Origin of the sequence: Microbacterium sp. (assembly GCF_040394595.1) — a bacterium.
GTDB lineage: Bacteria > Actinomycetota > Actinomycetes > Actinomycetales > Microbacteriaceae > Microbacterium.
This window is the reverse complement of sequence record NZ_JBEBSA010000002.1, coordinates 407848-424897: the sequence shown is the minus strand read 5'-3', so window position 1 is coordinate 424897 and position 17050 is coordinate 407848. Positions and strand designations below refer to the sequence as shown.

The window sequence follows — 17050 nt, the reverse complement described above, 5'->3', positions numbered from 1 at the left end:
ACGCCCGGCGCCGCCGCGGGATGTCGGCACGAGGCCCTAGGCTCATCGGGTGTCCACCCCGTCCCTGAACCGCGAGATCCTGCGGCTCTCGGTGCCCGCGCTCGGCGCGCTGATCGCCGAGCCGCTGTTCCTCATCGTGGACGGCGCGCTGGTCGGACACCTCGGCACGGCCCCGCTCGCGGGCCTCGGCATCGCCGGAGCGGTGCTGCAGACGATCGTCGGGCTCATGGTGTTCCTCGCCTACTCGACCACGCCCGCGGTCGCGCGGCGCTTCGGGGCGGGCAAGCCCGGCGACGCGGTCTCGGTCGGGATCGACGGGATGTGGCTGGCCCTCGCGCTCGGGGCCGTGCTCGCGGTGATCGGAGTGGTGACCGCGCCGTGGACGGTGTCCCTGTTCGGCGCATCCGACGCGGTGGCGACCGAGGCGCGCACCTATCTGACGATCTCGATGTGGGGCCTGCCTGCCATGCTCATCGTGTTCGCCGCGACCGGCCTGCTGCGCGGGATGCAGGACACCGTCACACCGCTGTGGATCGCCGGGCTCGGCTTCGGCGCGAACGCCCTGCTGAACCTGCTCTTCATCTACGGGCTCGGCTGGGGCATCGCGGGCTCGGCATTCGGCACCGTCGTCGCGCAGTGGGGGATGGTCGGCGCCTATGTGCTCGTCGTCCGCCGGCTCGCCCGGCGGCACGGGGCCTCCCTCCGCGCGCAGCGGGACGGGATCCGCGGCACGGCGAGGTCGGGCGGGTGGCTGTTCCTGCGCACGGTCAGCCTCCGCGTGGCGCTGCTGGCGACGGTGGGCATCGCGACGGGCATCGGCACCGCCGAGCTCGCCGGGTGGCAGATCGTCTACACGATCTTCTCCACGGCGGCCTTCGCCCTCGACGCGCTGGCGATCGCCGCGCAAGCGCTCATCGGCAAGGGGCTCGGTGCGGGCGACGAGCGCCAGGTGGTCCGGGTGCTGCGCCGCACGGTGGCGTGGGGCGCCTGGTTCGGGGTCGTGGTCGGCGCGCTCGTCGCGGCCGCGTCCGGCGTGCTGGGGCTGGTGTTCACCGGCGATGCGGAGGTCGCGGCGCTCGTGCAGCCCGCGCTGCTGGTGCTCGCCGCGGCGCAGCCGATCGCAGGGATCGTGTTCGTGCTCGACGGGGTGCTGATGGGCGCGGGCGACGCCCGCTACCTCGCGGTCGTCGGCGTGCTGAACCTCGTGCCGTTCCTCCCCGTGCTCTGGATCATCTCGGCGACGGGCGTCGGCGGGGCGGCCGGACTGACCTGGCTCGCCGTGGCGTTCTTCGGCGTGTACCTGGTCGCCCGGCTCCTCACGCTCGGCTGGCGGGTGCGCTCCGATCGCTGGATGCACGCCGCGGCCTGAGCCCGCACCCCGAGCCGACCCCGCACCCCGAGCCGTCTATTCGTCGCAAAGTGCCGTTATTCGGGTCGAATAACGGCACTTTGCGACGAATAGACGGAGACGGAGACGATGCAGAAGGGCGGGGTCACGCGTACCGGCGACACCACTCGTACATGACGACGGCCGCGGCGGCGCTCGCGTTGATCGACCTGGTCGATCCGTACTGGGTGATCTCGATGTGCGCCGACGCGGCGGCGAGCGCCTCCTCCGACAGCCCGGGCCCCTCCTGCCCGAAGAGCAGGACACACCTCTCGGGGAGCTCGGCGCGGTCCACCGGCACGGCCTCCCCCACGTTGTCGACCGCGACGATCGGAAGCCCGGCGTCCGCGGCCCAGGCGGCGAAGGCGGCGACGTCCTCATGGTGAACGACGTGCTGATAGCGGTCGGTGACCATGGCACCCCGTCTGTTCCAGCGGCGCCGGCCGATGATGTGCACCGTGTCGGCCAGGAAGGCGTTGGCGCTGCGCACGATCGAGCCGATGTTCATGTCGTGCTGCCAGTTCTCGATCGCGACGTGGAACGGATGCCGCCGCTCATCGAGGTCGGCGACGATCGCTTCCATCCGCCAGTAGCGGTAGCGGTCGATCACGTTGCGGGTGTCGCCGTTCGCGAGGAGCTCGGGGTCGTACCACCCGCCCTCCGGCCACTCGCCCTCGTACGGGCCGACGCCGTGCGTGGTGCGCTCCGGGGTCTCGTCGTTCACTCGGCCAGCGTATCCGGGACTCGCCGGGAGCAATTTTTAGGTACACCGAAAACTCACTATGATTTCGGCATGCCTAAAACCACTTCACCGACCAGGATGCGCGGAGTCTGGCTGCTCGGGCCCGCGCTCGTCGCCGGCGTCGCGTACCTCGACCCGGGCAACGTCGCGAGCAACATGTCCGCCGGAGCCGAGTACGGCTATCTGCTGGTGTGGGTGGTGGTCGCCGGCAACGTGATGGCGTGGCTGATCCAGTACCTCTCGGCCAAGCTCGGGGTCGTCACGGGCCGCAGCCTCCCGGAGATCCTCGGCGAGCGCATGACGGGGACATGGGCCCGCAGGGGGTACTGGCTGCAGGCGGAGCTCGTCGCCGTCGCCACAGACCTCGCGGAGATCATCGGCGGCGCGGTCGCCCTCCAGCTGCTCTTCGGCATCCCGCTGCTGCTCGGCGGCGTGATCACCGGAGTCGTGTCGATGCTGCTGCTCGCCGTGCAGTCGCGACGCGGTCCACGCCACTTCGAGTTCGTGGTGATCGGGCTCATGGCCGTCATCACGATCGGCTTCGTCGCCGGCCTCTTCATCGCCCCGCCCGATCCCGCCGCGGTCGCCGGAGGCCTGCTGCCGAGGTTCGCCGATTCCGGATCGGTGCTGCTCGCCGCATCCATCCTCGGCGCGACGATCATGCCCCATGCGATCTACGCGCACTCCGCACTCGCCCGCGACCGCTTCGGCGACTCCCCCGAGAGGCGGGGTGAGCCCGGGGCGAAGGGCTCCGGCATCCGCCGCCTGCTGACGGCCACCCGGTGGGACGTCACGATCGCGATGGCCGTCGCCGGATCGGTGAACCTCGCGATGCTGCTGCTCGCGGCCGCCAACCTCCCGGGGGTCGAGGGCACCGACACGCTGGAGGGCGCCCACGCCGCCCTGACCGCGGCGCTCGGCCCGGTGATCGGGGTGCTCTTCGCCGTCGCGCTGCTCGCGTCCGGACTCGCCTCGACGTCGGTCGGCGCCTACGCCGGCGCGGAGATCATGCACGGGCTGCTGTCGGTGCGGGTGCCGCTGATCACCCGCCGCCTGGTGACGCTGATCCCCGCCCTCGCGATCCTCGCCATCGGCATCGACCCGACGTTCGCGCTGATCCTCAGCCAGGTGGTGCTGTCCTTCGGCATCCCGTTCGCCCTGATCCCGCTCGTGGCCCTCACCGCGCAGAAGAAGACGCTCGGCGAGCACGCCAACCGTCGGGCGACCACCGTGCTCGGGATCGTCTGCGCCGTGCTGCTGATCGCACTCAACGCGATGCTCCTCTGGCTCGTGGCCACCGGAGGGTGACGATCCGCGCGACCGGTTCGCGGGCGCCCGTCGCCGGAACCGGTCGCGCGCACGCCACGGGTAGGCTCGGAGCATGGCCCGTGACGATTCCGATGCCCGCCGCCGCGTGCGTCTGTGCACCTGGATCGCGCTCGGCACCGCGGTGCTCGGCGTCGTGCTGCTCATCTGGCCGCGGCTGCTGCCCTGGGGCGGCCCGTGGGTGCAGCTCGCCCTCGGCGTCCTGACGCTCGTCTTCGCGTTCCGCGCCCGCGCGATCGGCACGCGCGAGGTCGAGGACTACGACGGACGTCTCTCCCTGCTCGCCGCCCTCGCCGGCTTCCCGATCTGCTTCTTCGCGGGCCAGGGCGCCTTCATCGTGCTCACCACCCTGGGGCGATGACCATGGCCTCCCCCGCCGCCGACGACTACCTCAAGACGGTCTACGCGCACACCGAGTGGCAGGACGCGCCGATCACGCCGTCGCAGCTCGCCGCGAAGCTCGGCATCGCGCCGTCGAGCGTGACCGAGATGGTGAAGAAGCTCTCCGCCGCGGGTCTCGTGTCGCACGTCCCCTATGGAGCCGTGCGCCTGACGGATGCCGGACGCGAGCGCGCCCTCGCGATGCTGCGCCGCCACCGGCTGATCGAGACCTGGCTGGTGCAGGAGTTCGACTACGCCTGGGATGAGGTGCACGACGAGGCCGAGGTGCTGGAGCACACCATCAGCGACCGGCTGCTCGAAGGGATCGACGCCCGGCTCGGACGCCCGCGGTTCGATCCGCACGGCGACGCGATCCCGGACGCCTCGGGCGCGATCGATCGCGAGCCCTTCGTGCTGCTGGCGGATGCGGCCCCCGGCCATTCCGGCAGGGTGCTGCGCGTGGACGACCGCGACCCCGAGCTGCTGCGGGCGCTGGAGTCGCTCGGCGTGGACGTCGGCCGCACGCTGACGGTCTCCGTCGACGGCGTGCTGCTCGACGGCGCCCCGCTCTCGCTCCCGTCCGGAGCCCTCGCCGCGATCTGGCTGACCGCCTGAGCTTCCCCGGCCCGGACCGGGCCCGGCGCGCCCGGCCCGGTATGTGCGCGGAAACGCATCTCCGCGGGCCTTGCGGGACGCGTTTCCGCGCTCCGCGGACGACTGTCCCCGGCCGCGCGTACGCTGACCTCATGACAGATCGGACATTCGAGGTCGAGGGCGCGACCCTCGCATACTCCTCCGTCGGCGAAGGGCCGACCGTCGTCGTCGCGCACGGGCTGAGCGCGAGTCGCGAGGTCGAGAGAGAGGGGAAGCTCGCCCTGTGGGACGAGCTCGCCGACGCCGGGTTCCGCGTGGTGTCGTACGACGCGCGGGGGCACGGACGCTCGACCGGACGCCCCGTGCCGGAGGACTATCTCTGGCCGAACCTCGCGACCGATCTGCTCGCGCTCGTCGACGACCTCTCGCCCGAGGAGCCCGTGTACGCGATCGGGACCTCGATGGGCACCGCCACGATCATCCATGCGCTCACCCGACGCCCCGAGCGGTTCCGTGCGGTCGCGCTGGCCGCACCGCCGACCGCCTGGGAGACCCGTGTCGCTCAGGGGGCGATGTACGAGCAGACCGCCGTCGCGGCCGAGTCGCTCCCGGCCGAGGAGTTCGCCGCGTTGGCCGCCTCCACGCCTCCCCCGCCGATCTTCGCCGATGTCTGGGTGCCCGGACCCCCGACACTCGATCCCGCGCTGCTGCCCTCGGTGTTCCGCGGGGCCGGGAAGAGCGACATGCCCGATGCGGGGCTCGTCGCGCAGATCGACGTGCCGGCGCTGCTGCTGGCCTGGGCCACCGACCCCGGGCATCCGGTGTCCACCACGGAGCGGCTGTCGGAGCTCCTTCGCGACTCGGAGGCCGTCGTCGCCGAGGACGTGGAGCAGGTGCGCACCTGGCCGGCCCGCGCCGCCGCCTTCTTCGCCACCCACCGCTGAGCGCACCAGCCGTTCGCCCCCGCTCACTACGCTGGACCCATGGCAGAACGCTCGGACATCGAATGCTGGCTCACCGACATGGACGGCGTGCTCGTCCATGAGAACGACGCCATCCCCGGGGCCTCCGAGCTGCTCGCCGGCTGGGAGGCGTCGGGAACGCCCTACCTCGTGCTGACGAACAACTCGATCTTCACCGCGCGCGACCTGTCCGCGCGGCTCCGGGCGAGCGGGCTACACGTCCCCGAAGAGCGGATCTGGACCTCTGCGCTCGCCACCGCGGAGTTCCTCCGGCAGCAGGTGCCCGGCGGATCCGCGTTCGTGGTCGGCGAGGCCGGCATCCTCACCGCCCTGCACGACGCGGGGTTCATCATGACCGAGACCGCACCCGACTTCGTCGTGGTCGGCGAGACCCGCAACTACTCCTTCGAGGCGATCACCAAGGCGATCCGGCTCATCAACGGCGGGGCGCGGTTCATCGTGACCAACCCCGACGCCACCGGCCCGAGCGCCGACGGTCCCCTGCCCGCCACCGGCGCGATCGCCGCCCTCATCACGAAGGCGACCGGCAAGGAGCCCTACGTGGTGGGCAAGCCCAATCCGATGATGTTCCGCTCGGCCCTGAACAAGATCGGCGCGCACTCCAAGAAGACCGGCATGATCGGCGACCGGATGGACACCGACATCGTCGCGGGCATCGAGGCCGGTCTGCACACCGTGCTCGTGATGACCGGGATCAGCGACCGCGCGGAGATCGAGAAGTACCCGTTCCGCCCGGACGAGGTGGTCGGCTCGGTCGCCGACCTCGTGCCGGAGGGCTGATGGGAGCGCTCGACGAGGGCGAACGGGTGATCGCCGCGGATGCCGCGGCGTGGCGCTCGTGGCTGTCCGAGAACCACGGAACGTCCACCGGCGCGTGGCTCGTGCGGCCTCGACCCGGGAACGACGACGTGCACGTCGGCTACGAGGAGGCGATCCTCCAGGCGCTGTGCTTCGGATGGATCGACGGTCCGGTGCGCAGCTTCGACGAGCGGATCGGCGGCCTGTGGTTCGCTCCGCGCCGCGCGTCGAGCGGTTGGGCGGCGACGAACAAGGCGCGCATCGCGCTGCTCGAGGCCGAGGGGCTGCTCGAGGCCGCCGGGCTCCGCGCGATCGAGGTCGCGAAGGCGAACGGTTCCTGGTCGGTGCTCGACGGCCCCGAGGCGGGGATCGAGCCCGACGACCTGACCGCGGCCCTCGACGCCTCGCCCGCCGCACGGGCCGGCTGGGACGCGTTCCCTGCTTCATCGCGCAAGATGGGTCTCACGCAGATCGCGATGGCGAAGCGCGCGGAGACCCGCGCCGGACGCATTGCGAAGATCGTGGCGGATGCCGCGGAAGGGAGACGACCCGCATGAGCCAGCAGGACCTGCTGTTCCTGGTGATGATCGCGATCGGCCTGACGACCCTCACCGTCATCGCCGTGCAGCTGCTGCGCAAGCCGAAGCGCGACGGGAAGGGCGCCTGGTACGAGGGCCCCTGGGAGGACGACGACCGTCCGCGTCAACACGATCCCCGCGACCCCCGCGGTCAGTAACCCCGGACGGTCTGCACTCACCGTCACGAACCGCACCCGGAATCGGACTTGCCCGAGTGCAGAACGTGACACCGGATGCCATCCGTCCGGTGCCGGCCTCGGGGTCCGGACGATCCGCACTCACCGTCACGAACCACACCCGGAATCGGACTTACCCGGATGCAATCCGTCACACCGGATGCAATCCGTCCAGTGCCGGCCTCGGGGTCCGGACGATCCGCACTCACCGTCACGAACCACACCCGGAATCGGACTTACCCGGATGCAATCCGTCACACCGGATGCAATCCGTCCGGTGCCGTCCGAACTCCGAGCACGCCTACCGGAGCACGAAGGCGGCGGCGCCGATGAGCGGGCCCTCGTCGCCGAGGCCCGAGCGCACCACGCGGGTGCGCTGCGAGTATCCGTGCACGGCGGAGGCCGTCAAGGCCCGCTGCACGAGGTCGATGTAGTCCTCCGACACCCGGGAGAATCCGCCGCCGATCGCGACCATGTCCAGGTCGACGAGGGTCGCGGCGTCGGCGAGCGCCTCGCCCACGGCCGTCGCCGACCGCTCGATCGCCGCACGGGCGATGCCCGATCCCGCCGCGGCGTCGCGGGCGAGGTCCTCTCCGGTCCTGCCCTGCCAGCCCTGCGACTGCGCCCAGGCGGCACTCGCCGGCCCCGAGGCGATCTCCTCGAGCGTCAGACCGCCCTCGCGGCGCACCTGTCCGAGGTGCCCGGCGTTGCCGCTCGCGCCCGGCGCATATGCGCCGCCGAGCACGAACCCTCCGCCGACCCCGGTCGACACCACGATCGACAGGGAGGCGCGGGCGCCGCGGGTCGCCCCGAGCCACGATTCGGCGAGCGCGAGCGCTCCCCCGTCGTGTCCGAGCACCGTGCGCACCTCCCGCCCGAGCGCACGGGATGCGGCATCCTGCACGGTACGGGCGAGGGGGAAGCCACGGGCCAGGGGCATGTTGACCGGCATGATCTCGCCGGCTTCGCGGTCGACCGGTCCGGCGCTGCCGATCCCGGAGCCGACCAGCTCGGCCCCCGCGGGGAGCGCGGCGAGGGCGTGCGCGACGGCCTCCTCGATCGACGTGCGCAGGGTCGCGGCGTCGGCGTCCCGGCCGGTGGGGCGGCGGGTGCGACTGCCGTCCACGAGCACGCCCTCCTCCGACACGAGGGCCGCCTCGAGCTTGGTGCCGCCGACGTCGACGGCGAGCGCGTAGCGGGTCACTGCGGGTCGAGTCCGAGGTCGTCGAGATCGAAGGCGGCCAGCCACTGCAGCCCCTCCGCCTCGATCGCGGCCTGCGCCCCGGTCTTGCGGTCGACGATCACCGCGACGGCGACCACCTCGGCGCCCTCACGGCGCAGCACCTCGACGGCCTTCAGCGCGGACTGGCCGGTGGTGGAGGTGTCCTCGAGGACGACGACGCGCTTGCCCGCGACGTCCGCCCCTTCGACCTGACGTCCCCGGCCGTGGTCCTTGGGCTCCTTGCGCACGACGAACGCGTCGAGCGGGCGCGCGGATGCCGCGGACGCGTGCATGACGGAGTTCGCGATCGGGTCGGCGCCGAGCGTCAGCCCTCCTGCGGCGGCGACATCGAGGTCGCCGATGAGGTCGAGCATGATCCGCCCGATGGCCGGTGCGGCGCGATGGTCGAGGGTCAGCTTGCGCATGTCGACGTAGTACGTCGCCTTCTTGCCGCTCGAGAGCGTGAAGTCTCCGTGGAACACCGCCTCGGCGGTGATCAGGTCGAGCAGGTGCTGGCGGTCTGCGGCGAGGTCGGTCACGGAGACCAGCTTAGAGCGCCCGCCTCCGGTCGCACCCGGCGCGTGACGGCACCGGCTCTGGATTCGCCGCCGGCATCCGCCTATCGTGGCCGATGACCGTCCCGAAGGAGGATCCGTGTTCTCGTACGACCCCTACGCCGCTCTCGCCGAGCTCCGTCCGGTTCCCGCGCTGCAGCTGACCAGCCCCGACTTCGAGGCCGGCGGTGCGCTGCCCCTGACCGCCTGGTCGGAGGGTCGCGGCGGCGCGGATCTGACTCCCCGGCTGACGTGGTCCGCCCCGCCCACGGGCACGAAGAGCCTCGCGATCTCCTGCTTCGATCCGGACGCCCCGACGGGCTCCGGCTTCTGGCACTGGGCCGCGTTCGACCTTCCGGCGGATCTGACCGGGATCGGCCAGATCGACGGTTCGGCGGCGAGCCTCCCCGCCGGAGCGAAGGTGATGCCGAACGAGGCGCGGCTGCCGCGCTATATCGGCGCCGCCCCACCCGCGGGCACCGGCGTGCACCGCTACTTCTTCGTGGTCGACGCGCTCGACGTCGACGCGCTCGACCTCGACGGGGACGAGACGCCGGGGACCCTCGGGTTCCACCGCCACTTCCACACGCTGGCCCGCGGCGTGCTCATCGGCACCGCCGATCCCGCCGAGCACTGACGGATCCCGTCGGAACCGCCGCGCCCCGGCTGCGGCGGTGTTCCGCCGTGCGTGTGGACAGGTCCGGCAGTGTTGTCATATAGTTCCACTATGCGAGATTAGATATTCGCAATATGAATTAATACCGGACTGAATCGTTTGACCGAGGAGACGTCGATGCCGACCCACCGCCAGACCGTCGCCATCACGTACGAGACGGCCGCGCGCGCGGTGTCGATCGCGATGGAGGTGGGCGAGGCCGTCGGCGTGAAAGCCGTCGTCTCGGTCGCAGACCCCTCGATGACCCTCATCGCCTACGGCATGGCCGACGGCGCCACTCCGCACAGCGCGGAGACCAGCCGCCGCAAGGCCGCGACATCCGCGTCCACTCGCCGCCGCACGGGACGGATCCCGGAGCCTCTCGCCACCGCGCTCGCCCTCGGCACCGGCGGCGCGCTCACCACGATCGACGGAGGCGTGCCGATCCTCTTCGGCGACGACCACGTCGGCGGACTCGGTGTGGCGGGCGGCAGCCCGGCGCAGGACGCCGAGATCGCACTCGAGACCCTGCGGCGCCTGGGCGCCCGGGGAGAAGGAATGGAATCATGACCTCGTACCTCTCCCGTGCCGACCTCTCGGTGTCTGCGCCGATCGTCGAGTTCGCCGAGTCGTCCCTCGCCGCCGCCGGGCGCGACGTCGACGCGTTCTGGACCGGGGCGAGTGCGATCTTCCACGAGCTCGGACCGCGCAACGCCGCGCTGCTGCAGCGACGCGAGGAGATCCAGCAGCGCATCGACGAGTTCCACCGCGCGAACCCCGGGGCTCCCGACCGCGACGCCTACCGTGCCCTGCTGACCGGCATCGGCTACCTGGCGCCGGCCCCGGCGAAGGTCGCCGTGTCGTCCGAGGACGTCGATCCCGAGATCGCCACCACCGCCGGCCCGCAGCTCGTCGTCCCCCTGCTGAACGCCCGTTTCGCGATCAACGCCGCCAACGCCCGCTGGGGCTCGCTCTACGACGCGCTCTACGGCACCGACGCCATCGACCGCGGCGGCGAGCTCGCGCCGGGTTCCGCGTTCAACCTCACCCGAGCCGCCGCGGTGGTCGCGCGGGGTCGCGAGCTGCTCGACGAGATCGCGCCGCTCGACGGCGCCTCGCATCGCCACGCCACCGGCTATCGCGTCGACGCGGAGGGCCTCGCGATCGACACCGACGGCGGCGTTCGGCGCCTCGTCGATCCCGACGCCTTCACCGGCTTCACCGGAGAGTCGGATGCCCCGGCCGCTGTGCTGCTGCGTCACAACGGCCTGCACGCCGAGATCGCGATCGACCACGATGGCACGATCGGCCGGACGGATGCCGCGGGCGTGCAGGACATCGTCCTGGAGTCCGCGATCACCACCATCCTCGACCTCGAAGACTCCGTCGCCGCGGTCGACGGCGAGGACAAGGCCCTCGGCTACCGCAACTGGCGCGGTTTCATGGACGGCACCCTCACGGAGTCGGTCACGAAGGACGGACACACGTTCCTGCGCTCCCTGAATCCGGATCGCACCTACCGCACCGCCGACGGAGGCGAGATCACCCTCCCCGGGCGCGCCGTCCTGTTCATCCGCAACGTCGGCCACCTCATGCGCACCGACGCCGTGCTCGATCGCGACGGCGCCCCGGTGTTCGAGGGCGTGCTCGACGCGATCATGACCGCGCTCGGCTCCCTCCCCGAGCTGGAGGGGCCGACCGCGGGCAGGAACTCCCGCACCGGATCGATGTACATCGTGAAGCCGAAGATGCACGGACCGGAAGAGGTCGCCTTCGCCGCCGAGCTGTTCGCTCGCGCCGAGCAGCTGCTCGGCCTGCCCGCGCGCACCATGAAGATCGGCATCATGGACGAGGAGCGCCGCACCTCGGCGAACCTCGCCGCCTCGATCGCCGCGGCCTCCGACCGCGTGGTGTTCATCAACACCGGGTTCCTCGACCGCACCGGCGACGAGATCCACACCTCCCTGCACGCCGGCCCCTTCCTGCCGAAGGCGGCGATCAAGGCGCAGCCGTTCATGAAGGCCTATGAGGACCGCAACGTCGCGATCGGCCTCGCCGCCGGCCTCGACGGACGGGCGCAGATCGGCAAGGGCATGTGGGCGGAGCCCGACCTCATGCACGACATGCTCGAGAAGAAGATCGCGCACGTGCGGTCGGGGGCGTCCACCGCCTGGGTCCCCTCGCCCACCGCCGCCACGCTGCACGCCCTGCACTACCACCAGGTCGACCCCTTCGCCGTGCGGGCGACGCTGCCTCCGGTCGGCGAAGACTCCCTCGACGTGCTGCTCACGCCGCCGCTCGCCGGCGAGGGCGACCTCACCCCCGAGGTCGTCGCGAACGAGATCGACAACAACGTGCAGTCGATCCTCGGCTACGTGGTGCGCTGGATCGATCAGGGCATCGGGGTCTCGAAGGTTCCGGACATCCACGGCGTCGGACTCATGGAGGACCGTGCGACGCTGCGCATCTCGAGCCAGCTGCTGGCCAACTGGCTGACGCACGGCGTGATCACCGAGGAGCAGATCGACGAGAGCCTGCGACGCCTCGCCGTCGTGGTCGACGAGCAGAACGCCGGCGACCCGCACTACGAGGCCCTCGCGTTCGCCGACGGCGAGGAGCCGGGAATCGCGTTCACCGCCGCGCGGCGCTTGATCGTCGAGGGCGCGTCCCAGCCGAGCGGATACACCGAGCCTCTGCTGCACGGGCTCCGCCGCGAGAAGAAGGCGGAGCAGGCCGCTCGCGCCGGTCGTTGAGGGAGTCCGGCGCGGCCGTTCCGACCCGCTGGGCGCGCTCGACGACCGGGGAGGTCGGAGGCCCCCAATAGGCTGGACGCATGCGCTTGGCCACCTGGAACATCAACTCGATCCGCGCCCGCGTCGACCGCGCCGTCGACTTCGCCGTGCGGGAGGACGTCGACGTGCTCGCGCTGCAGGAGATCAAGTGCAAGCCCGAGCAGTTCCCCTATGAGCCGTTCGAGCGTGCCGGCTATCACGTCGAGGCGCACGGCCTGAACCAGTGGAACGGGGTGGCGATCGCCAGCCGCGAGCCGATCACCGACGTGTCGACCGCGTTCGCCGGGATGCCCGGTTTCGCGAAGGGCCATGAGGGGCCCGACGCGCCCCTCGAGGCCCGCGCCCTCGGCGCGACGGTCGGCGGCGTGCGGGTGTGGAGTCTCTACGTGCCGAACGGGCGAGCGCTCGACGATCCGCACTACCGGTACAAGCTGCACTGGCTCGAGGCGCTGCGGCAGGCGACCGCGGCCGAGACCGCCGCGAGCCCCGCACTCCCCCTGGCACTGGTCGGCGACTTCAACATCATCCCCTTCGACGCCGACAACGGCGACCCCGACATCGTCGTCGGCCGCTCCACGCACGTCTCCCCCCTCGAGCGCGAGGCGTTCTTCGCCCTCGAGTCGGCGGGCGTCAGCGACGTGGTGCGCCCTCTGCTGCCGGAGGGGTACACCTACTGGGACTACCAGCGCCTCAAGTTCCCCCGCAACGAGGGCATCCGCATCGACTTCATCCTCGGATCGAAGCCGCTCGCCGATGCGGTGACCGGTGCGTCGATCCAGCGCGACGAGCGCAAAGGGGAGCAGCCGAGCGACCACGTGCCCGTCGTGGTCGACCTCGACTTCGGCGCGGCCGCGGACGATGACGACATGCCGATGATCTTCTCCTGACATGACGATCCGTCTCATCGCGACCGACCTCGACGGCACGCTCCTCGACGACGCCGGCGCGGTGACCGCGCGCACCAGGGCGGCCCTCGATGCCGCGCGGGAAGCCGGGATCGCCGTCGTCCCGGTGACCGCCCGTCAGCCGATCGGGCTCCGGGCCATCGCCGGCGACGCCGGCTTCACGCAGTGGGCGCTGTGCGGCAACGGCGCGTACGGCGTGCACCTGACGACCGGCGAGCAGCTGTTCGCCGAGGAGATCCCGGTGGCGGTGCAGCGCACGCTCGCCGAGGCGCTGAACGCCGTGGTCCCCGATCTGCTCTTCGCCAGCGTGCGGAACGCGGGCGAGGGATTCGTGGCGCAGCACGGCTATGCCGCCGTGGCACGGCTGAGCGATCACAAGCGCGATCCCGGGACCATGGGCGGCGTGCCGCTCGACACCGTGCTCGCCGCCCCGAGCCTGAAGCTCGTGATCCGGCACCCCTCCGTCCCCGTCCCCGACGTCTTCTCCGCCCTGCAGTCCCTCGGGCTCGAGGGCTTCGAGGCCACGATGTCGGGAGCGCCGTTCGTCGAGGTGATGGCCGCGGGCGTGACGAAGGCCACCGGCGTCGCGCAGCTCTGCGCGCGCCTCGGCATCGCGCAGCACGAGGTGCTCGCCTTCGGCGACGCGCTGAACGACCTGGAGCTGCTGGCCTGGGCCGGCCGCGGGGTGGCCGTCGCGAACGCGATCGACGTGGTGCGCGACGCCGCCGACGAGGTCGCCGACTCCAACGCCGACGACGGCGTGGCCCGCGTCATCGAGCGGATGCTGCACGGCGACGCCTGACCCGGCGGGGCCGGCGTCGCTGCCGGCCCGTTCGTTCAGCTTCCGACGGTCCCGGTCTCCGGCTCACCGGGCAGCGGCGCGTACCGCAGACTGATCGTGCCGTTGTCGCCCTGCGCCGAGCGGAGCAGCCGGAGGTTCGCGGGGGTCGCACCCTCCGGGAAGACCCGCTTCCCCTGGCCCAGCACGATGGGGTAGACCCAGAGCTGCAACTCATCGAAGAGCTGCTCGGCGAGGAGGGTCTGCACGAAATCGACGCTGCCGATCACGTGCACGTCGCGGTGCGTCTCCCGCAGGCGGGCGATCTCCGCGGCGAGGTCGTCACCGACGCGGCTGCTGCCCTCCCAGTCGAGTGCGATGCCCGCGTCGCGGGAGGCGACGTACTTCGGCACGCGGTTGAAGAGCTGTCCGATCGCCCCCTCGGGACCGGTCGTGTGCTGCGGCCAGTAGCCGGCGAAGATGTCGTAGGTGCGCCGGCCCAGCAGCAGGGCGTCGAGCGTCGACATGCCCTCCATCACCTCACCGCCCACCGACTCGCTGGCGACACCCGCCTGCCACCCGCCGAAGCGGAAGCCGCCGCTGGTGTCCTCCTCCTGCCCGCCGGGCGCCTGGGCGACGCCGTCGAGGGTCGTGAAGAGATCGATGATGATGCGTCCGGCCATGATGTTCTCCTTCGAGAAGGCCTGCCCGCATCCGGATGCCGGGGCTAACCCGACGCCTCGGAGCGGGACTGCGGGGTCGCGCCGACCGGGATGAGCGGCGCGATGTGGAACGTACGGGCGAAGACGTCGAGCACGGACTCGTCGCCGCGCACGACGGCGACGAGGTCCTGGGCGATCGCCTCCTGCGGCGACACCTCGCCGCCGATGAGATGACGGATGCCGGGACCTGCGACGATCACGGCATCCGGATCCCCGGCGGGCAGGGCGCCGCCGACCGGGGGTGCGGGGGGCGCCAGCTGCGCGATGCGCAGCGTGCGCTCGGCGACCTGCACGCGCAGTGCGACGTCGCCGACGTGGAGCTCGATGTCGAGGTGCTCCGCGGCATCCGGCTGGAACGACGTGCGGAGCGCCATCGTCAGCGAGTCGGGGGTGACCACGTCGTCGGGCGAGGGGTCGCCCATCGTCTGGAACCCCCAGCGCCCGAGCGCCAGGACGACCGGCTCGAGAGCCCGCCCGTAGGGGGTGAGCTCGTACACCAGCCCGCAGCCCATGAGCGGCACGCGGCGTACGACCCCACCCTCCTGCAGCTCCTTGAGGCGGGTGGACAGGATGTTGGTGGGGATGCGCGGAAGGCCCTGTTTGAGGTCGGTGTACCGCCGCGGTCCGACGAGGAGATCACGGACGATGAGCAGCGCCCACCGTTCCCCGATCAGCTCGACCGCGGTGGTGACGCCGCAGTACTGGCCGTAGCTCCGCGCCGCCATGTCAGGCCGTCGCCGGCGCGCCGCCCTGCTCGGCCATGTACGCCGCGGGGCCCTTCTCGACCGCCTCGGGGGTCATGTAGAGGAACTCGAGGATGTTGCCGTCGGGGTCCTCCAGGTCGCGGGAGTACATGAAGCCGTAGTCCTGCGGCTCGCCCGGCTCGGTGCCGCCCGATGCGAGCCCCTTGGCGAGCACGTCGTCGACGTCCTCGCGGGACTCGCGGCTCAGGGCGATGAGCGCCTGCGCGCCCTCGCGCGGGTCGACGACCGTCTTCTCGGTGAAGGTCGCGAAGAAGTCGCGCATCAGCACCATGAAGTAGATGTCCTCGCTCCACACGATGCAGGCGGCGTTCTCATCCGTGAACTCGGGGCTGATGCCACATCCCAGCGCGGTGTAGAACGCCTTGCTGCGCTCGAGGTCGGTGGTCTGCAGGTTGACGAAGATCTTGGTCATGATGACTCCCGTGTCGTGGTGGGACGCTTCCTCCGGTCCCGATGCGACCATACTTGCTAAAAACAACCTTGCTTGTCAATAGCAAGTCTCAACGCGAGCGGCGGAGGCCGAGTACGGCGAGCACCCCAGCACCGGCCGTGAGCGCCGCGACGACGGCGAGGCCGAACGCGGCGAAGGACGCCGCCCCGATCGCCCCCGCCACGAGCGGGCCGCCGGCGTCGCCGAGCTCACGACCGAGCTCCGCGCTCCCCATCGTGCGCCCCATCCGATCCGCGGGGGTCGAGGCGGCGAGGTGCGAGAACGCGAGCGGCGTCGCGATCCCCACGCCGGCACCCACCAGCGTCGCCGTGACGACGAGCAGGATCGCCGGCAGCAGAGGGCCTGCGAGGGCGACGCCGGCGACGGCTGCGGCGAGCGCGATCCCGACGGCGATCAGGCCCAGGCCGCCGAACGCCCCGGCGCGAACGCTCAGCCGTCCCCGATCGTGCGCCGCACCGATGAGCGGCTGCACCACACTGGACACCACGGCGAGCACGGTCACGATCGCCATGCTGCCGACCGTGCCGAGACCGGCCTGGCGAGCGAGCAGGGGAAGGAAGCCGACGGCGACCGCGAGGGCCCCGGTGGTCGCGGCGAGCACGAGGGTCGGCACGAGGAAGCCGGGGGCGACGAGCTCGCGTCCGAGGTCGAGCAGCGTGACCCTCTTGCGCGGGAGCACGGGCACGGCGGGCACGGCAACCGCGACCCAGAGGGCAGCGGCGATCCCCAGCGCGGCGAGCGCCCAGAAGAGCGCCGGCATCCCGCCCGCGACGACGAGCAGGGCGCCGAGCAGCGGTCCCAGCGCGTAGCCGAGGCTCTTCCACGATCCGTAGCGGCCGAAGTACCTCCCCCGCGAGCCTTCACCGGCGAGTCGCGCGACGGCGGCCGACGATGCCGGAGAGAACGCGGATGCCGCGGCGCCCTGCCCGAACCTCGCGACGACGATGCCCGCCATCCCGGGGACGAGGGCGCCGATGAGGGAGAAGGCCGCGAAGGCCAGCAGACCGCCGACGATCACGGGCCGGACCCCGATCCGATCGCTGAGCACGCCGAACACCGGCTTGAGCAGCACCTCGGCGAGGTCGTAGAGCGCGAGGGTGAAGCCGAAGGCGAGCAGCGTCCACCCGATGTCCTCGGTCTCGGCGCCGAGCGCCGCGGCGATGCCGTGGGCGCCGAAGGCCGTGGTGAAGCCGGCCAGATACAACGGAGCGAGACGCGGACGCGCGGTGGGCACGCTCGATT

At 71.7% G+C, this 17050-nt stretch carries 20 protein-coding genes; 13 read left to right on the top strand and 7 right to left on the bottom strand.

The genetic code is table 11. From position 1 onward, the window contains the following. Nucleotides 1-49 precede the first annotated feature (49 nt). Nucleotides 50-1369 carry an MATE family efflux transporter gene (locus tag ABWO84_RS04765; protein ID WP_353113055.1) on the top strand — a complete coding sequence of 440 codons (1320 nt, stop codon included), beginning with the start codon at nt 50-52 and terminating at the stop codon, nt 1367-1369. Nucleotides 1370-1493: 124 nt separating this feature from the next. Here ABWO84_RS04765 and ABWO84_RS04760 read toward each other — a convergent pair whose 3' ends face one another. Further along, complete coding sequence (locus ABWO84_RS04760; protein WP_353113053.1) at nt 1494-2111, bottom strand: TrmH family RNA methyltransferase; 618 nt, start codon at nt 2109-2111, stop codon at nt 1494-1496. Nucleotides 2112-2180: 69 nt separating this feature from the next. Here ABWO84_RS04760 and ABWO84_RS04755 point away from each other — a divergent pair, with 69 nt between their 5' ends. From ABWO84_RS04755 to ABWO84_RS04725, 7 genes are all read left to right on the top strand, one after another. Further along, on the top strand, nt 2181-3437 hold the full coding sequence (locus tag ABWO84_RS04755; protein ID WP_353113052.1) for an Nramp family divalent metal transporter: 1257 nt from the start codon (nt 2181-2183) through the stop codon (nt 3435-3437). A gap of 73 nt (nt 3438-3510) precedes the next feature. Beyond that, nucleotides 3511-3816, top strand: coding sequence for a hypothetical protein (locus ABWO84_RS04750; RefSeq protein WP_353113050.1), 306 nt, complete (start codon nt 3511-3513; stop codon nt 3814-3816). Nucleotides 3817-3818: 2 nt separating this feature from the next. Beyond that, a complete protein-coding gene (locus ABWO84_RS04745; RefSeq protein ID WP_353113209.1) occupies nt 3819-4451 on the top strand; it encodes a metal-dependent transcriptional regulator in 633 nt (210 codons plus the stop codon). Between the two features lie 131 nt (nt 4452-4582). Beyond that, nucleotides 4583-5374 (top strand): alpha/beta fold hydrolase, encoded by a 792-nt coding sequence (locus ABWO84_RS04740; protein WP_353113048.1) that lies wholly within the window; start codon nt 4583-4585, stop codon nt 5372-5374. A 39-nt stretch (nt 5375-5413) separates the two neighbouring features. After that, on the top strand, nt 5414-6193 hold the full coding sequence (locus tag ABWO84_RS04735; RefSeq protein WP_353113046.1) for an HAD-IIA family hydrolase: 780 nt from the start codon (nt 5414-5416) through the stop codon (nt 6191-6193). Then, nucleotides 6193-6768, top strand: coding sequence for a YdeI/OmpD-associated family protein (locus tag ABWO84_RS04730; RefSeq protein WP_353113044.1), 576 nt, complete (start codon nt 6193-6195; stop codon nt 6766-6768). Before ABWO84_RS04735 ends, ABWO84_RS04730 begins: the two co-directional genes overlap by 1 nt. Then, nucleotides 6765-6947: a hypothetical protein gene (locus tag ABWO84_RS04725; RefSeq protein ID WP_353113042.1), complete on the top strand. Its 183-nt coding sequence runs from the start codon at nt 6765-6767 to the stop codon at nt 6945-6947. The genes ABWO84_RS04730 and ABWO84_RS04725 overlap by 4 nt, the downstream gene beginning before the upstream one ends. A 319-nt stretch (nt 6948-7266) precedes the next feature. On the opposite strand, the gene ABWO84_RS04720 is transcribed toward ABWO84_RS04725, so the two are convergent. Together ABWO84_RS04720 and pyrE are read right to left on the bottom strand one after the other, a co-directional pair. After that, nucleotides 7267-8169, bottom strand: a complete 903-nt coding sequence (locus ABWO84_RS04720; protein WP_353113040.1) for an ROK family protein — start codon at nt 8167-8169, stop codon at nt 7267-7269. Next, on the bottom strand, nt 8166-8726 hold the full coding sequence (gene pyrE / locus ABWO84_RS04715) for an orotate phosphoribosyltransferase (protein WP_353113038.1): 561 nt from the start codon (nt 8724-8726) through the stop codon (nt 8166-8168). Before pyrE ends, ABWO84_RS04720 begins: the two co-directional genes overlap by 4 nt. A 115-nt stretch (nt 8727-8841) precedes the next feature. Between pyrE and ABWO84_RS04710 the strand changes: the two genes are divergently transcribed. The 5 genes from ABWO84_RS04710 (at nt 8842) to ABWO84_RS04690 (ending at nt 13895) form a co-directional block, all read left to right on the top strand. Further along, nucleotides 8842-9378: a YbhB/YbcL family Raf kinase inhibitor-like protein gene (locus tag ABWO84_RS04710; protein WP_353113036.1), complete on the top strand. Its 537-nt coding sequence runs from the start codon at nt 8842-8844 to the stop codon at nt 9376-9378. Between the two features lie 156 nt (nt 9379-9534). Further along, nucleotides 9535-9966: a GlcG/HbpS family heme-binding protein gene (locus ABWO84_RS04705; protein WP_353113034.1), complete on the top strand. Its 432-nt coding sequence runs from the start codon at nt 9535-9537 to the stop codon at nt 9964-9966. Next, nucleotides 9963-12149 (top strand): malate synthase G, encoded by a 2187-nt coding sequence (locus tag ABWO84_RS04700; protein WP_353113032.1) that lies wholly within the window; start codon nt 9963-9965, stop codon nt 12147-12149. The genes ABWO84_RS04705 and ABWO84_RS04700 overlap by 4 nt, the downstream gene beginning before the upstream one ends. Nucleotides 12150-12229: 80 nt before the next feature. Continuing rightward, entirely contained in the window at nt 12230-13075 is an 846-nt protein-coding gene (locus tag ABWO84_RS04695) for an exodeoxyribonuclease III (RefSeq protein ID WP_353113030.1), read from the top strand. A 1-nt stretch (nt 13076) separates the two neighbouring features. Continuing rightward, nucleotides 13077-13895 carry a Cof-type HAD-IIB family hydrolase gene (locus ABWO84_RS04690; RefSeq protein ID WP_353113028.1) on the top strand — a complete coding sequence of 273 codons (819 nt, stop codon included), beginning with the start codon at nt 13077-13079 and terminating at the stop codon, nt 13893-13895. A 35-nt stretch (nt 13896-13930) separates the two neighbouring features. Here the strand turns inward: ABWO84_RS04690 and ABWO84_RS04685 are convergent, their stop codons facing one another. The 4 genes from ABWO84_RS04685 to ABWO84_RS04670 form a co-directional block, all read right to left on the bottom strand. Further along, nucleotides 13931-14554, bottom strand: coding sequence for a dihydrofolate reductase family protein (locus ABWO84_RS04685; RefSeq protein ID WP_353113026.1), 624 nt, complete (start codon nt 14552-14554; stop codon nt 13931-13933). A 44-nt stretch (nt 14555-14598) separates the two neighbouring features. Next, nucleotides 14599-15318 (bottom strand): winged helix-turn-helix transcriptional regulator, encoded by a 720-nt coding sequence (locus ABWO84_RS04680; RefSeq protein ID WP_353113024.1) that lies wholly within the window; start codon nt 15316-15318, stop codon nt 14599-14601. A 1-nt stretch (nt 15319) separates the two neighbouring features. Beyond that, nucleotides 15320-15769, bottom strand: coding sequence for a VOC family protein (locus tag ABWO84_RS04675; protein ID WP_353113022.1), 450 nt, complete (start codon nt 15767-15769; stop codon nt 15320-15322). A gap of 88 nt (nt 15770-15857) precedes the next feature. Further along, on the bottom strand, nt 15858-17042 hold the full coding sequence (locus ABWO84_RS04670; protein ID WP_353113020.1) for an MFS transporter: 1185 nt from the start codon (nt 17040-17042) through the stop codon (nt 15858-15860). Between the last annotated feature and the right edge of the window lie 8 nt (nt 17043-17050).

Excerpts from the sequence above, each read along its gene's own strand:
- ABWO84_RS04755 (WP_353113052.1), top strand. The coding sequence starts at position 2,181 with ATGCCTAAAACCACTTCACCGACCAGGATGCGCGGAGTCTGGCTGCTC.
- ABWO84_RS04750 (WP_353113050.1), top strand. The coding sequence starts at position 3,511 with ATGGCCCGTGACGATTCCGATGCCCGCCGCCGCGTGCGTCTGTGCACC.
- ABWO84_RS04745 (WP_353113209.1), top strand. The coding sequence starts at position 3,819 with ATGGCCTCCCCCGCCGCCGACGACTACCTCAAGACGGTCTACGCGCAC.
- ABWO84_RS04740 (WP_353113048.1), top strand. The coding sequence starts at position 4,583 with ATGACAGATCGGACATTCGAGGTCGAGGGCGCGACCCTCGCATACTCC.
- ABWO84_RS04735 (WP_353113046.1), top strand. The coding sequence starts at position 5,414 with ATGGCAGAACGCTCGGACATCGAATGCTGGCTCACCGACATGGACGGC.
- ABWO84_RS04730 (WP_353113044.1), top strand. The coding sequence starts at position 6,193 with ATGGGAGCGCTCGACGAGGGCGAACGGGTGATCGCCGCGGATGCCGCG.
- ABWO84_RS04725 (WP_353113042.1), top strand. The coding sequence starts at position 6,765 with ATGAGCCAGCAGGACCTGCTGTTCCTGGTGATGATCGCGATCGGCCTG.
- ABWO84_RS04705 (WP_353113034.1), top strand. The coding sequence starts at position 9,535 with ATGCCGACCCACCGCCAGACCGTCGCCATCACGTACGAGACGGCCGCG.
- ABWO84_RS04700 (WP_353113032.1), top strand. The coding sequence starts at position 9,963 with ATGACCTCGTACCTCTCCCGTGCCGACCTCTCGGTGTCTGCGCCGATC.
- ABWO84_RS04695 (WP_353113030.1), top strand. The coding sequence starts at position 12,230 with ATGCGCTTGGCCACCTGGAACATCAACTCGATCCGCGCCCGCGTCGAC.
- ABWO84_RS04690 (WP_353113028.1), top strand. The coding sequence starts at position 13,077 with ATGACGATCCGTCTCATCGCGACCGACCTCGACGGCACGCTCCTCGAC.
- ABWO84_RS04685 (WP_353113026.1), bottom strand. The coding sequence starts at position 14,554 with ATGGCCGGACGCATCATCATCGATCTCTTCACGACCCTCGACGGCGTC.
- ABWO84_RS04680 (WP_353113024.1), bottom strand. The coding sequence starts at position 15,318 with ATGGCGGCGCGGAGCTACGGCCAGTACTGCGGCGTCACCACCGCGGTC.
- ABWO84_RS04675 (WP_353113022.1), bottom strand. The coding sequence starts at position 15,769 with ATGACCAAGATCTTCGTCAACCTGCAGACCACCGACCTCGAGCGCAGC.